The following is a 13,932-nucleotide window of genomic DNA, read 5'->3' as shown; positions in this document are numbered from 1 at the left end:
CGTGCGCTTTATCGCAGGTACTGCGGTTGGGTTACTGCAGTCCGGGGGCGCTATGCGTCCAGCGTCAGCGTGTACCGCTGCCACGCGCCGTCAGGCTGCGGCGCGCACAGGCGACCCTGCGTGGCCTGCACGGGCCGCGTTTCGCCGGCGGGGACCAGCACGTCGATTTCCGGCGTGCGCCATTGCCGATCGCCTTCATACGTGACGGTCAGCGCAATGTGCGTGGCGAACGATTCGGCCGCGAGCTGCCAGTGCCCCTGACTGCCGGTGCGCCAGGCCTCCGACACGCCGTCGTCCTCGACGCAGCGGCCGCGTGCGATCCCCGTGCCGGCGTATGGCGCGACGAGAAAGCCGCGTCGGTCCGCGCGGTGGTCGAAGCGCTGCCCGGCGAGATTCAAGGCGATGGCGTGACCTTCGCGGAGCATCATCGGCGGCTCGCTCAGGGGTGCCGGGACGCGGACGCGCTGGCCGCCTTCGAGCGTTTCGCCGCTCCAGTACGACGTCCAGCGCGCGCCGTGCGGCAGGTAGACGTCGCGCTCGCCGCAGCCGGGTTCGACGACCGGCGCGACCAGCAGCGCCGCGCCCACCATCATGTCGTCGCCGTCCTCGTAGCAGCGCGCGTCGTGCGGAAACCCGGCGAAGGTCGGCCGCAGCACCGGCTCGTATGCATTCGCCGATTGCCACAGCAGGTCGTACAGATAGGGCAGCAGCCGGTAGCGCAGCTTGATCAGGCGGGAGACGTCGCGCGTCACTTCGGGGTGCATCCACGGCTCGTTGACGGTGCCGTCGTCGTTCCACGAATGAATGCTGAAACGCGGCATGAAGACGCCGAACGCGACCCAGCGCGCAAACAGTTCCGGCGACGGCGCGGGACCGGAGAAGCCGCCGATGTCGTGGCCGATATTGGATACCCCCGACAGCGACAGGCCGAGGCCCATCTTCAGGTTGTAGCGCAACGTCTCCCAACTGGTGAAGTTGTCGCCCGACCAGGTCTGCACGTAGCGCTGCATGCCGACGCCGCCCGAGCGCGACACGAGAAACGGCCGCAGGTGCGGCGCGTGCTCGCGCTGCGCATCGCGCGATGCGCGCATCATCAGCGTTGTCTGCAACACCTTCGCTTCGCGGGCCGGGAACGCGTGGCCGAACCCGTGTGCGATGGCGTCAGGCGTCCAGATTTCGAACTCGTTGTTGTCGTTCCAGGTCGCGGCGACGCCGAAGTCGAGCAGCGCGGCCTTCACATGATCCTTCCACCATTGCAGCGTGGCCGGATGCGTGAAGTCCAGGTAGGCGCCGACTTCGTCCCAGAACTGCACCCATGCAGGCGCGCCGTCGCGCGCGCGGACCAGCAGGCCCGCCGCCTGCGCCGCGTCGAATTCCGGGTGATCGCGCAGCAGGCACGGCTTGATGTTCGCGCACAGCTTCACGCCGTGTGCGAGATAGCTGTCCACGAAGCCGCGGATATCCGGAAACTTGTCGCGATTCCAGTTGAACACGTAGCGCTTCGCACCGATCGACGTATAGCCCGAGGACAGGTGGAACGAATCGCACAGGATGTCATGCTCGCGGCAACGCGCGATGAACTCGCCCATCCGCACGTGCGCGTCGGGGGCGTCCGTGTAGGTCATCGTCGAGCCTGAGTAGCCGAGCCCCCAGCGCGGCATCAGCGCGGGCCGGCCGGTCAGCCACGTAAAGCGTCTGACCGCGTGCAGCGGCGTATCGGGCGACGCGATGAAGTAGTAGTCGAGGTCGCCGTGCTCGGCCACGAAGTAGCGATAGGGGCCGTGATAGTTGTCGAGCTCGCGCCCCATGTCGAAGCTGCAGTCCGCGACCGTGTCGTAGAACAGGCCGTAGCCGCTCTGCGCGCCGGGCTGCCACGTCAGGTAAAACGGAATGTGCTTGTAGAGCGGATCGGTGTGGGCGGCGTCGTAGCCCATCGCGTCGATGTTGCGCATTTCGTAGCGTTGACGCGCACGGTCCAGCGAGCCGGCGCGCTCGCCGAGGCCCAGATACATCTCCCCGGCCTCGCGCTGGACGTAGTGATAGACGCGTGCGTCCCAGTAGCCGAGGTTGTACGCCTGCGTTCGCCGGTCCGCGAGGACCGTGCGCCAGCCGCCGCGCGAACGGACCTGCCAGCTCAGCAGACCGGTTGCGAGCGCAACCTCGACGCGGATCGCGCCCGTGTCGATGCGCAGATGCTCGCCGTCCTGCTCCAGCGTATAGGCGGGCTTGCTGTAGCCGTCCAGATCGCGCCGGTCGCGGCCGTCGATCGGGACATCCTCCGCGCCGGGCGCGATGGCCCACGTCTTCGGGTGGCGCCACTGACCGTCGGGCAGCACGACCACGCGCACGATGTCCTCTTCCAGCACGAACAGTTCGAGGGTTGCGCCGCATGCGCTAGCGAGACAGACGCGGTGGTCGGCGTGATCGCGCAGCACAAAGCGCGGAGATTGCAGCAGAGACATCGGCGTTCCTTTCGATCGAAATACCCAGGGCCGCGAGCGGCCCGGTTCATGGCGGGCGTCAGGCCTGCAGCGCTGCCGGCGCGACGCGCGCAACCCGGAAGTGGCCGCGCACGAGGAAGATGAGCAACGTGGCGCCGATGAGGTCGAAGCAGCCGAGCATCGCGAACAGCGGACCGTAGCCGACCGTATCGGCGAGCGCGCCGACCAGCAGCGAGAAGCCGAGACCGCCGGTCCAGGCCGCCATGCCGGCGAACCCCGATACGGTGCCGACGTCCGCCGGGTCGAACAGATCGGCGCTCAGCGTGTTGACGAGCGCGGAGATCATCTGGTGCGCGAAGCCGCCGACGCAGAACAGCGCGATCGCGGTGTATGGCGACGCGACGAGACCGATGCACGCGGGGCCGATCATCATGAACGCGCCGAGCACGACGCCGCAGACGCGCGACCAGATGAGCGGAATGCGGAAATAGCGCATCAGGAACGGCGACAGATAGCCGCCCAGCAGCCCGCCGAGGTCGGCGGCGAGGAACGGCAGCCATGCGTACAGCGCGATCTGCTTCAGGTCCATGTGGCGGGCGGTGGCCAGGTACAGCGGAATCCAGAAGCTGAAAGTCTGCCACGCGGGTTCGGCGAAAAAGCGCGGCAGCGCGACGGCCCAGAAGCCCGGTGTTTTCAGCAGCGCTTTCAGCGAGCGCTTGTGCGGGCCGGAAGTCGCGGGCACGCTCTGCCCGCTGACGATCTTCTCGCGCTCGGCGCGCGACAGGCGCGCGTGATCGCGCGGCGAACGGTAGAACGCATACCAGAGCGCGGCCCACACGAAACCGAGCGCGCTCGTCACGACAAAGGCCGAACGCCAGCCGTAGTGCAGCGAAATGCCGATCGCGAGCGGCGGCGCGATCAGCGCGCCCAGCGAGGTGCCGGCGTTGAAGTACCCGACGGCCACGGATTTCTCGCGATCAGGAAACCATTCGGCGACGGCCTTCATGCCGGACGGGATCGCGGCGGCTTCGGTCAGGCCCATGAGTCCGCGCAGACCGGCAAGCGACAGCCAGCTGCCGACGCCGCCGTGCAGGCAGCCGGCCACGGACCACAGCACCGCGAACAGCGCGAAGCCGATCCGCAGCCCGATCAGGTCGATCACGATCCCGCACACCGGTTGCATGATCGTATAGCCGATCTGGAATGCGCCCACCACGTAGGAATACTGCTGCGTGCTCATGTCGAGGTGGGTCTTCAGCTCGGAAGCGAGCACGCCCAGCGAGTTGCGCGAAATATAGTTGACGATGGTGCCGAGGCACACCAGCGCGATGATCCACCAGCGCAATCCTTTGATTGTCTTCAACGTTCGTCTCCATCGTTATGTGGGTCCGCGCCGTGGGCGCGGCGCGGACCTGGGGCATTCTTTATCAGTCGTCGTACAAGATGCGTGCGCCAATGCCGGGAAAAATGCCGGAAAACTGTCGAATCAGTGCAAATCCGGGCGGTGGCCTATCTTTATAGGATGTCTGATGTCTCAGAGTAAAGCCAAGCATATGTTCGTAAATGAGCGCAGTCAAGCAAAAAAATGTTCGTTCGAACGCCTGGCTGGTTGAATTGGAATTTCCCGGGCGCCACATCCGCGCGACAGGACAGCGGGCGGCGTGGAGAGGCGTGGAGAGGCGTGGAGAGGCCGGAGACCGTTGCGCGTTGCGCGTTGCGCGGACGGGCCGGTTTTCAGGTTCGGCCGGGCGGCGCGATCGCCGCCCCGGTTGGGCGGGCGTCAGCGATGCGGGGCGGGTCGCCGCCGCGGCGGATCAGGCGCGTGCCGGCGGCGGCCGCCTGAACCGTTCGCGATACTGCAGCGGCGTGACGCCGAGACGCTTCGCGAACACGACGCGCATGCGGTCGGCGACGCCGAACCCGCATTCCCAGGCCACCACCTTCAGCGGCGCATCGCCGCTTTCGAGCATCTGCCGGGCCGCATCGACCCGCGCGCGTTCGACGAACTCGTGCGGCGTCACCTGCGTCTGCTGGACGAAAACGCGTGCGAAATGGCGCGCGCTCATGCCGGCGACGTCCGCGAGGCGACTCACCGTGAAGCGGTCGCGGATGTGGTTCATCACGTGCGCCTGCACGCGGGCGACCGGCGACGTGTCGTCCGCGGGCGCGTTCAGGTACGGGCTGAACTGCGATTGGCCGCCCTGCCGCTGGGCGAATACGACGAGCCGCTTGGCGACGGCGAGCGCGACGTGCGCACCGTGGTCCTCCGCGACGAGCGCGAGCGAGAGATCGATGCCGGCCGTCACCCCGGCGGAGGTGACGAGCGGGCCGTCGCGCAGGTGGATCCGGTCGAGGTCGACGTGCGCCCGCGGGAAGCGGGCGGCGAGCTGGTGCGCGTGTTGCCAGTGCGTCGTCACGTGACGTCCGTCGAGCAGCCCCGCATGGCCCAGCGCAAACGCGCCGGTACAGATCGACCCGTAACGCGCGCAGTGTGACGCAACGTCCGCGAGCCACGCGGTGAGCGGCGGGTCCGCAGGCGCGTCCGGCAGCGCCGGTCCGCCGGCGACCAGCGCGAGATCGAAGCGCGGCCCGCGCGCGGCGGGGCCGGCCGCCTGATCGAACCTTGCTTCGAAGGTCGCTTCGAAGGTCGCATCGGGTACGAGCGTCATGCCGTTCGATGCGCGCAACGCGGCTGGCGTCGCCGCGATCAGCGTCACCTCGTAATGGTCCGCCGGTGCGAGAAAGCCATTGGCTTCCGAAAACACGTCGATGGGACCGGCGACGTCGAGCGCCTGCACGCCGGGAAAGATTGCAATAGCGACCGATTTCATGTCTGCGAGGGTCCGGTTCGGGGGGCGGACGGGCGCCGCGCGGAGACACGCGGCGGGTCCGGTTCGCCGTGGCAGCAAACGTCGTGCGTCTGGCCGTGTTCGACGGTCTTCGTGCGTTGCCGTGCACGGCCAGTTCGCGAATACTCGATTGCACCACAACCCCGGCGCGCCGGGGCAGCCGGCGCCGTCATCGCGGGGCCGGCTGCCGAGGCGCCGCCTTTTCGAGGCACCGTTGATCATGAGTACGACAATCGCAGGCATTACGATCCCCGACAGCGCGATGGCGCGCGCCGCCACCGAGTTCGTGCGCGACACCGAGCCGGATCTGCTCTATCACCACTCGCGGCGCGTGTTCCTGTTCGGCGCGCTGACCGGCGAGCGGGAAGGGCTGCGCTACGATCCCGAACTGCTGTATATCGGCGCGATGTTTCATGACATCGGGCTTGTCGATGCGCACAGCAGCCCGACCGAGCGCTTCGAGGTCGACGGCGCGAACGCGGCGCGCGCGTTTCTGGATCAGCATGGCGTGAACGAATACGATATCGAGCAGGTCTGGAATGCGATCGCACTTCATACGACGCCTGGCATTCCGAAACATATGAAGCCGGTGGTCTCGCTCGTGACCGCGGGCGTCGAAATGGACGTGCTCGGCATTGCCTACGATGCGTTCACGGCGGCGCAGCGCAGCCAGGTCGTCGCGGCTCATCCGCGCGTCGCGACCTTCAAGACGGATATCATCGACGCATTCGCGCACGGCACGATCCAGAAACCCGAGACGACGTTCGGCAACGTGAAAGCGGACGTCCTCGCGCTGCGCGATCCGGGCTACAGGCGGGTGAATTTCTGCGAGCTCATTCTCGGTTCGGCCTGGGACGACCGGCACGGCCACGCGCACGGCGCGGCCTGCGGGTGTCACGCACACGACGAGGCGGTCTGATGCGATGTGCGAGCGGCCGTTGCCGCGCGGCCGGTCGCGCGATCCGCCGCGGCACGTTCTGTGCGGGCGTGCGGCCGAACCGGCGACGCATCGGACGCGATGCCCGCGCGCTGCCGCTGCGCGCAGCACGCGCTCAATCGAGCCGGTAGCGGGCGAGCGCGTCGGCGTTCCAGCGCATGCCGTTGCCGGGCTGGTCGGGCACGATCGCCATGCCGTCCTCGATACGCAGCGGCTGTTCGAGCACCGTGTCCGCCCAGTCGACGTATTCGAGCCAGTGCTGGCCCGGCGTGGCCGCGAGCAGCGACGCGCTCACTTCGGGGAACAGATGCGACGACACCGGGCGGCCCGCCGCCGCCGCGAGTCCGCTCGCCATGCGCCAGCCGGTCACACCGCCGATCCGGTCGAGGTCGAACATCAGATAGTCGGCCGCGTCGACTTTCAGCGCGTCGAATAGCGGCGTCACGCCGACAAAATTTTCGCCGAGCTGCAGCGGCGTTCGCGTTGCGGCGGCGATCTTCGACAGGTGCGCGAAATCGTCGTGCCGGATCGGTTCCTCGATCCAGTACACGCCTTCGTCGTCGAGCCGCGGGCCATATTCCATCGCGCTCGCGAAGCTCAACGCCTGGTTGAAGTCCACCATCAGCGCGACGTCGCCGGGGATGCGCTTGCGCACCGCGCGCACGGCGGCGAGGTCGTCGTCGAAGCGGGGGCGCCCGACGCGCATCTTGATCGCGCGCAGGCCGTGCGCAAGCAGCGCTTCGGCTTCGTCCGCGGCCTGCGCGGGCGGCATCAGGCCGAGGCCGTTGCTGTTGTACGCGGGAATCCGCTGCGCGGTCGCGCCGAGCAGGACCGCGAGCGGCAGGTCGGCCGCGATCGCGAGCGCGTCCCACGCGGCGACGTCGATCGCCGACGCGATCATGCACAGCGGCCCATAGAGCCCGGTGAGCCTGAAGTAGCGCGCGAGCGTCTTCGCGAGTTCGACCGGCGCGACCGGCTGCCCGCGCAGAAACGTGCTGAGGTCGTGCGCGACCGGCAGCAGCGATCGCGCGACCGGTTCGAGGTAGCAGAACGCATACGCGTGCCCGCTGATGCCCTCTTCGGTGTCGAGCGTCAGCAGCAACAGCGGCGCTTGATGAATCGACTGCGCACTGGTGCCGAGCGGACGCTTCATCGGAACCGACACCGCGACGGCGGTCAGCGAGCGTATCGTGAGCGGATGAGTCGACATGATCCTGTGACCTGGGGGATGGAACGATGTGCGCCGCGCGTCAATGCGCGGCGCCGTCGGCGTACAGCGCGAGGATGTCGGCGATTGCGCTGTTGCGCGGCGTCGGAATGCCGAGTTGCGCGCCCAGTTCGGCGACGCCGCCGCTCAGCCACGGCAGTTCGAGACGATGGCCGTGCTCCAGGTCGTGATGCATCGATGCGGCCATCGTCGGCGGCAGCGTGTCACAGAACGCGAGCCGGTCCTCAGCGAAGGTCGCCGGGAGATCGACACCTTTGGCGCGTCCGATCGCCACGACCTCGCGCATCACGTCGAGCAGGAACGCGCGTGTGCGCGGGTTCTCCCGGATCGGGCCGATCGGCTTGCGGATCGATGCGGTCGCCCCCGATAGCCCGACGAGGAACACGAATTTCTCCCAGATCAGACGCCGGATATCCGTGCTGATCTCGGACGCGATACCCGCGCGCTGGCAGGCCTCGTGCAATGCCTCGACGCGTGCCGAGCGGGTACCGTCGTATTCGCCGAACACGAGCTTTTGCATCGTGCCGCTGTGCGTGATCACGCCCGGGGCGGAGATCACGGCGGCGATGTAGCTGACGCCGCCGATGATCGCGCCCGCCGGCAGATGCTGCGCGAGAATCTCGTCCTTTTGCACGCCGTTCTGGAACGACAGCACCGCGGCGCTCTGCTCGACCAGCGGCTTGAGCGTCTGCGCGACGGTCGCGGTATCCCAGAGTTTCACCGTCACCAGCACGAGATCGACTTTACCGACCTCGCGCACGTCGTCGACGGCGTTCGGGTGCGCGATCGCCACGTCGCCCAGCGGGCTCACGACACGCAGCCCGTCGCGGCGCATCGCTTCCAGATGCTTGCCGCGCGCGATGAACGTGACGTCGCTACCCGCTGCCGCGAGTCGCGCGCCGAAATATCCGCCTACCCCGCCGACGCCAAACACTGCGATTTTCATATGGAATCCTGATCAAGATGCGTTGTTTATCAACGAACGTATTTCGCGGCCGGGTCATCGCCGGCGAGTCGCGCACACGTCACACACGTGACACATGTCAATCGGCAACGGCGAGGTCCAGGAACGCACGTAACGCCGCGCGGGCCTCTTCGGCACGCGATGTTTTCATCGCGCGGCTCACCGCGAAGCTGCCCTGCACGACGGAGAGCACCATCAGCGCAATCTGCTGGGCGGGCATCGCGAGGCGCACGCGCTTCCTGCGCTGCTCGCTGCCCAGAATGTCGACCAGCCGGGTTTCCAGATGCCGGAAATACTGTTCGAGCGGGCGCCGCAAGCTGTCTTCCTGTACCGCTGCATCCCACACCAGCCGGCCCACCCGGCACCCCAGCAGCGGCTCGGTGTTCTGCGCGATGTATGCCATCAGGCGATCCTTGAACGGCATGTCGAGCGCCATCGCTTTTTCGAAATCGGCGATGCGTTCGTCCACCACCTCCTGGATCGCGATGCACGCGAGCGCTTCCTTGCTTGCGAAGTGGTGATAGAAGCTGCCCTGACCGGCGTGACTTTTCTCCTGGATGTCGCGCGGACTGGTCGCCTCGTACCCTTTCTGCCAGAGCAAGGCCTTGGTGGCCTCGATGATGTCTTCCCGCTTGCCCATGTCGTCCTGCCGCCTTTCCAATGCCGCTTTGCGCGGCTGAGGTGTACAAACTACTAGGTACAATCCGGGTTGTCAAGGCGAGCGACGCCATGCGCGTCCGGGTTCGTCACGCTTCGCCTTCGGCGAGCGCTTCACGCATCCGTTCGCCACGGTTGCGCGCCGGCAGTTCGCGATTCACGAGCCACAGCGCGATGCCGATCAACAGGCCGCCGGCCGCCTGGCGCCACGCAAGCGCCGTCCCGAGCAGCGCATACGACAGCACGACCGTGAACAGCGGCGCGAGGAACAGGTAGCCGCTCGTGCGCGTCGCGCCGCCGCGCTTGAGCGCGACGAACCACAGCCCGAACGAGCCTGTCGACGCCGGAATCGCGAGCCATGCGAACCAGCCCCACTGGAGCGCCGTCGTGCCCGCCGGCCAGTGTTCGCCGCCGGCATACGCGATGGCGAGGATCACCAGCGCGCCGGTCAGCATTTGCCAGAAGCTGAGCGCCCACGCACCGAACCGCAGGTTCGCGCGTTTGTTGACGATCGTCGCCGCCGCCCAGCACAGCGCCGACGCGACGCCGATCAATTCCCCGGCGCTGGCGCCGGACCGCGCGTGACCGGAGATCCCGATCGCCAGCGCCACGCCGGCGATGCCGAGCGCGAGTCCCGCCACGCGCCCGCCGTGCAGCGATTCGCCGAGAAACATCCGGCCCAGCACCGCAACCCAGATCGGATTCGTGAAGAGCAGGATGGCCGCCGTGGACGCCGAAATCGAGCGCATCGCGACGAACAGCAAGCCCATCACCGCGCTGGTCTGCAGCACGCCGATCAGGATCACGAGCGCCGCATCGCGCAGCGTGGTGTCCTTCGGCACGAGCGCGGCGGCCAGCGAACGATGGTCGAGACGGACCAGCGGCAGCGTGGCCAGCGCCGCGGCGAAAAACCGCCAGCCGACCAGCAGCATCGCCGGAATGCCCGCTGAAAGCAGGATCTTGCCGGCCACGAAGCTCGATCCCATCAGGAAGGTCGACGCGATCAGAATCAGAAAGAACGCCGCGTCGGTTCCGCCGCTGCGGGGTGAAGAGGGACTCATCCTGCGCTCCTTGTGTCAGTGTACATACTGATAGGTACAATTTATGGCGATCAAAAAGGCCTTTAAAAAAGCCTTCCGTGAAGCGGGGCGATGCGCCGATCTCATGATTGACCTGCGTTCGTCACCAGTTACTCGGCATACTAGTAGGTACAGAATGTCGAATCAAGCGCTTTTCAGTATCGACTGTGCTGACTTCCGGTGCGCTTCGGCGCCCGATACTCGTCGATTGCCGACCGGAGGGCGGCGCGCTCAGGCGACGTCGACCACGACCTTCTTCTGTGCCGACCCGCTCGCGAGTAGCGCGAAGGCCTGCTCCGCCGACGCGAGACCGAAGCGCTGCGAATCGACGATCGGGGCGAGCTTGCCGCTCTCCACGAGCCGCGTGGCTTCCCGCAGCATCTCCCCGTGGTGCGCGCGCCGCTTGTGCGCGAGCAGCGGATACAGCGTAAAGACGCCCGAATAGGTCGCTTCGCGAAACGAGAGCGGCGCAAGCGCATGCGTGCCCCAGCCGAGCGCGCTGACCACGTGGCCGAAGTGCCTGACCGCGGCGAACGAGGCGTCGAGCGTCGGGCCGCCTACCGTATCGACGACGACGTCGAAGCCTTCGCCGGCGGTATGGGCGGCCACGTACTCATCGACACTGTGCGCGCGGTAGTCGATCGGCGTTGCGCCGAGTGCGCGAAGCCGGTCGTGATCGCGCGCGCCGGCGGTTGCGTAGACGTGTGCGCCGAGCGCGCGCGCCAGCTGGACCGCGATGTGTCCGACCCCGCCCGCGCCGCCCTGCACGAGCACCGTCTGCCCCGCGCGCAGTTGCGCGCGATCGACGATGCCCGCATACGACGTGATGAGGGCGAGCGGCAGCGCAGCGGCTTCGCGCAGGCTGAGGTTGCGCGGCGTGCGCGCGAGCAGGTCCGCATCGACGGCGGCGTATTCGGCGAGCGACCCCTGGATACCGCCGACGCCGCCGGTCATTCCGTACACCTCGTCGCCGGGATGGAATGCGGTGACGCCCGCGCCGAGCGCGACCACCGTGCCGGCCATGTCGATGCCGGGCACGAGCGGCAGCGGATGCCGCGCATGCTCCGCGGCGCCCGCGCGAATCTTGGCGTCGAGCGGATTCAGCCCGCTCGCGGCAACCCGCACGAGCACTTCGCCGGCGGCCGGCTCGGGGCGCGCGAGGGGAGTGAGTTCGAGCGGCCCGTGATGGTGCTTCAGGACGAGAGCGAGCATGGACATGGCGACCTCCTTGTCGTTGATGCCGATACGCGTGACGATGGCGTGAGCATCGCGCATGCCGATTTGAATGTAAATTGACGTATCTGAATAATAGGCAAACAAAAATGCATGACAGCGATCCGGACTGGAGCGACCTGCGCGTGTTCCTCGCCATTGCACGCGCGGGCACGCTCGGCGGCGCGGCAAAGCGCATCGGGCAAACCCAGCCGACGATGGGGCGGCGCCTGCGCGCACTCGAAACCGCGCTCGGCCATGCGCTGTTCCAGCGCACCAGCAGCGGGTTCGTGCTTACCGAGGAAGGCCAGGCGATCCTCGCGCACGCGGAGCGGATCGAAGAGGAGGCGCTGGCGGTGACGCGCACCCTCGCCGGCGCGGACGGCCAGTTCAGCGGCCTGCTGCGCGTCACGTCGTCGGACTGGTTCGGCATGCATGTGCTGACGCCGGTCTTCGGGCGCTTTCTCGCCGACCATCCGCGCGTGTCGCTCGAACTGGTGACCGACGCGCGGCTGTACAGTCTCGCGCGGCGCGAGGCGGATCTCGCTTTTCGCATCACGCCGTTCGAGGAGCCGGACGTCGTCCAGCGCAAGCTGATGCGCCTGCGTTACGCGCTTTACGCGCACGTCGACCTCGATCCGCCGCACGCCGGCGACGGCAGCGGGGTCGCGCTGATCAGCATGGACAGCGCGTTCGGAACGTTGCCCGACGTCGCATGGATCCGGCGGATGTTGCCGGGCGCGCACGTCGCGTTTCGCAGCAATAACCGGGGCGTGCAGGCGCGCATGTGCGCCGAGGGCCGCGGGGTCGCGGTGCTGCCGTGTGCGCTCGGCGACGCCACGCCGGGGCTGCGGCGCGTCGATCTGGGCGAACCGCCGCCGGGGCGCGACGTGTGGCTCGGCTGTCATCGCGATCTGCGTCGCCTTGCGCGGCTGCGCGCGCTGATCGACTTGACGTTTGCGTGTCTCGGCGAGCGCGAGCCGGCGGCGGGAGGCCGTGCCTGAAGCCGTGCGTGAAGCGGGCAGTGGGTGGGCGGCGGGCGATGCTGGCGGCGCGCATCGTGGCCGCTGCGATTCGCCTTCATGAAGCGTCCGGCGAATGATCTACACTACTGACGCACCCCTTATCGTCCGGCTGACCCGCCATGGCGTATCTTTTTTTCGCGGCTTCGATCCAGCGGCACATCGCGACGCCCGAGCGCGAGATCGACGCGTCCACGCTCGCCGAAGCGCTCGAAGCCGCTTTTAGCGCGCAGCCCCGGCTGCGCGGCTACATCCTCGACGATCAGGGCACGCTGCGCAAACACCTGGCCGTGTTCGTCGACGGCCGGCCCGTGCGCGATCGCCGGCATCTGTCGGATGGACTCGGCGATACGAGCCGGGTCTACGTGATCCAGGCGCTGTCGGGCGGATAATCGCGTCCCAGGGGGACAAGGAGACACACGGCATGAGCGATCGTTTGCTGGTGGGTACGCGCAAGGGGCTATTCGATCTGCGGCGCGACGGCGCAGGCGGATGGGCGCTCGGCGAGCCGCAGTTCGTCGGCGAACCGGTGAGCATGGTGCTGCCGGATCCGCGCGACGGGTCGCTCTATGCCGCGCTCAACCTCGGTCATTTCGGCGTGAAACTGCATCGCCGGCGCGCAGAGGGTGCGTCATGGGAAGAGTGCGCGGTTCCCGTCTATCCGCCGCAGCCGGCGGATGCCGCCGGCGATGGCGCGCCCGCTGCGGCGGACGCGTGGTCGCTGCAGCAGATCTGGTCGCTGGAGCCCGGCGGCCCGGACGAGCCCGGCGTGCTGTGGGCGGGCACGATTCCGGGCGGCCTGTTCCGCTCCGCCGACAGCGGCGACAGCTGGGTGCTCAACCGCGCGCTGTGGGACCGTCCCGAGCGGCGCGCGTGGGTCGGCGGCGGCTATGACGCGCCGGGCATCCATTCGGTGCTGGTCGATCCGCGCGACAGCCGGCATGTGACGCTCGGCGTGTCGTGCGGCGGCGTCTGGCAGACCTTCGACGGAGGCGCATCGTGGCAGTTGAGCGCGGACGGGATGGAAGCCGACTACATGCCGCCCGAATTGCGCGGCGAGCCCAACGCGCAGGATCCGCACCGCGTCGCACAATGCGCGGCCGCGCCGGACGTGTTGTGGACGCAGCATCACTGCGCGATCTTCCGCAGCACCGACGGCGCGACCCGCTGGCGACGCATCGAAGCGCAGCCGTCGAGTTTCGGTTTCGCGGTCGCCGTGCATCCGCGCGAGCCGGACACTGCGTGGTTCGTGCCGGCCATCAAGGACCAGTACCGGATTCCGGTGGACGGGCAACTCGTCGTCACGCGCACGCGCGACGGAGGCCGGACCTTCGAGCGTTTCTCGAACGGCTTGCCGTCGGCACCTGCGTACGACCTCGTGTACCGGCACGGACTCGCGGTCGACGACTCGGGCACGCGTCTCGCGATGGGCTCGACCACCGGTGGCCTATGGGCCTCCGACGACGGCGGCGAAAACTGGCAGTTGATCTCCGCGCATTTGCCGCCGGTCTATTGCGTGCGGTTCGGCTGAGCGGCGCAGACC

The 13,932-nt window shown here is 67.9% G+C and carries 12 protein-coding genes; 4 read left to right on the top strand and 8 right to left on the bottom strand.

Annotated features, from left to right (window positions below):
• Positions 1 to 50: 50 nt before the first annotated feature.
• The 3 genes from AC3AP7_RS28420 to AC3AP7_RS28410 all read right to left on the bottom strand — a co-directional run bounded on the left by AC3AP7_RS28420 (position 51) and on the right by AC3AP7_RS28410 (position 5,272).
• The gene (locus tag AC3AP7_RS28420) at positions 51 to 2,462 is read right to left on the bottom strand and encodes a TIM-barrel domain-containing protein (protein WP_487363623.1); all 2,412 of its coding nucleotides are present in this window, start codon (positions 2,460 to 2,462) and stop codon (positions 51 to 53) included.
• Between the two features lie 58 nt (positions 2,463 to 2,520).
• Positions 2,521 to 3,804, bottom strand: a complete 1,284-nt coding sequence (locus AC3AP7_RS28415) for an MFS transporter (RefSeq protein WP_487363622.1) — start codon at positions 3,802 to 3,804, stop codon at positions 2,521 to 2,523.
• 451 nt (positions 3,805 to 4,255) lie between these two features.
• Complete coding sequence (locus AC3AP7_RS28410) at positions 4,256 to 5,272, bottom strand: GlxA family transcriptional regulator (RefSeq protein WP_487363621.1); 1,017 nt, start codon at positions 5,270 to 5,272, stop codon at positions 4,256 to 4,258.
• Positions 5,273 to 5,510: 238 nt separating this feature from the next.
• Between AC3AP7_RS28410 and AC3AP7_RS28405 the strand changes: the two genes are divergently transcribed.
• Positions 5,511 to 6,209 carry an HD domain-containing protein gene (locus tag AC3AP7_RS28405; protein ID WP_487363620.1) on the top strand — a complete coding sequence of 233 codons (699 nt, stop codon included), beginning with the start codon at positions 5,511 to 5,513 and terminating at the stop codon, positions 6,207 to 6,209.
• A 133-nt stretch (positions 6,210 to 6,342) separates the two neighbouring features.
• On the opposite strand, the gene AC3AP7_RS28400 is transcribed toward AC3AP7_RS28405, so the two are convergent.
• The 5 genes from AC3AP7_RS28400 to AC3AP7_RS28380 all read right to left on the bottom strand — a co-directional run bounded on the left by AC3AP7_RS28400 (position 6,343) and on the right by AC3AP7_RS28380 (position 11,373).
• Entirely contained in the window at positions 6,343 to 7,437 is a 1,095-nt protein-coding gene (locus tag AC3AP7_RS28400; protein ID WP_487363619.1) for an enolase C-terminal domain-like protein, read from the bottom strand.
• Positions 7,438 to 7,477: 40 nt separating this feature from the next.
• Positions 7,478 to 8,401, bottom strand: a complete 924-nt coding sequence (locus tag AC3AP7_RS28395; RefSeq protein ID WP_487363618.1) for a ketopantoate reductase family protein — start codon at positions 8,399 to 8,401, stop codon at positions 7,478 to 7,480.
• Between the two features lie 97 nt (positions 8,402 to 8,498).
• Entirely contained in the window at positions 8,499 to 9,122 is a 624-nt protein-coding gene (locus AC3AP7_RS28390) for a TetR/AcrR family transcriptional regulator (RefSeq protein ID WP_487363617.1), read from the bottom strand.
• Between the two features lie 43 nt (positions 9,123 to 9,165).
• The gene (locus AC3AP7_RS28385) at positions 9,166 to 10,137 is read right to left on the bottom strand and encodes a DMT family transporter (protein ID WP_487363616.1); all 972 of its coding nucleotides are present in this window, start codon (positions 10,135 to 10,137) and stop codon (positions 9,166 to 9,168) included.
• A 249-nt stretch (positions 10,138 to 10,386) separates the two neighbouring features.
• Positions 10,387 to 11,373 carry a zinc-dependent alcohol dehydrogenase family protein gene (locus tag AC3AP7_RS28380; protein WP_487363615.1) on the bottom strand — a complete coding sequence of 329 codons (987 nt, stop codon included), beginning with the start codon at positions 11,371 to 11,373 and terminating at the stop codon, positions 10,387 to 10,389.
• Positions 11,374 to 11,477: 104 nt separating this feature from the next.
• Here AC3AP7_RS28380 and AC3AP7_RS28375 point away from each other — a divergent pair, with 104 nt between their 5' ends.
• The 3 genes from AC3AP7_RS28375 (at position 11,478) to AC3AP7_RS28365 (ending at position 13,920) form a co-directional block, all read left to right on the top strand.
• On the top strand, positions 11,478 to 12,371 hold the full coding sequence (locus tag AC3AP7_RS28375) for a LysR family transcriptional regulator (protein WP_487363614.1): 894 nt from the start codon (positions 11,478 to 11,480) through the stop codon (positions 12,369 to 12,371).
• A gap of 140 nt (positions 12,372 to 12,511) precedes the next feature.
• Entirely contained in the window at positions 12,512 to 12,781 is a 270-nt protein-coding gene (locus tag AC3AP7_RS28370; RefSeq protein WP_487363613.1) for a MoaD/ThiS family protein, read from the top strand.
• A 32-nt stretch (positions 12,782 to 12,813) separates the two neighbouring features.
• Positions 12,814 to 13,920 (top strand): WD40/YVTN/BNR-like repeat-containing protein, encoded by a 1,107-nt coding sequence (locus AC3AP7_RS28365; RefSeq protein WP_487363612.1) that lies wholly within the window; start codon positions 12,814 to 12,816, stop codon positions 13,918 to 13,920.
• The last annotated feature ends 12 nt before the right edge of the window (positions 13,921 to 13,932 follow it).

The organism is Paraburkholderia sp. PAMB 6770, assembly GCF_057748135.1.
This window is presented reverse-complemented; position numbering and strand designations above follow the sequence as displayed.

Bases quoted from the DNA above. Each gene is read 5' to 3' on its own strand.
- AC3AP7_RS28380 (WP_487363615.1), bottom strand. From the start codon at position 11,373: ATGTCCATGCTCGCTCTCGTCCTGAAGCACCATCACGGGCCGCTCGAA.
- AC3AP7_RS28365 (WP_487363612.1), top strand. From the start codon at position 12,814: ATGAGCGATCGTTTGCTGGTGGGTACGCGCAAGGGGCTATTCGATCTG.
- AC3AP7_RS28405 (WP_487363620.1), top strand. From the start codon at position 5,511: ATGAGTACGACAATCGCAGGCATTACGATCCCCGACAGCGCGATGGCG.
- AC3AP7_RS28370 (WP_487363613.1), top strand. From the start codon at position 12,512: ATGGCGTATCTTTTTTTCGCGGCTTCGATCCAGCGGCACATCGCGACG.
- AC3AP7_RS28400 (WP_487363619.1), bottom strand. From the start codon at position 7,437: ATGTCGACTCATCCGCTCACGATACGCTCGCTGACCGCCGTCGCGGTG.
- AC3AP7_RS28375 (WP_487363614.1), top strand. From the start codon at position 11,478: ATGCATGACAGCGATCCGGACTGGAGCGACCTGCGCGTGTTCCTCGCC.
- AC3AP7_RS28420 (WP_487363623.1), bottom strand. From the start codon at position 2,462: ATGTCTCTGCTGCAATCTCCGCGCTTTGTGCTGCGCGATCACGCCGAC.
- AC3AP7_RS28395 (WP_487363618.1), bottom strand. From the start codon at position 8,401: ATGAAAATCGCAGTGTTTGGCGTCGGCGGGGTAGGCGGATATTTCGGC.
- AC3AP7_RS28410 (WP_487363621.1), bottom strand. From the start codon at position 5,272: ATGAAATCGGTCGCTATTGCAATCTTTCCCGGCGTGCAGGCGCTCGAC.
- AC3AP7_RS28385 (WP_487363616.1), bottom strand. From the start codon at position 10,137: ATGAGTCCCTCTTCACCCCGCAGCGGCGGAACCGACGCGGCGTTCTTT.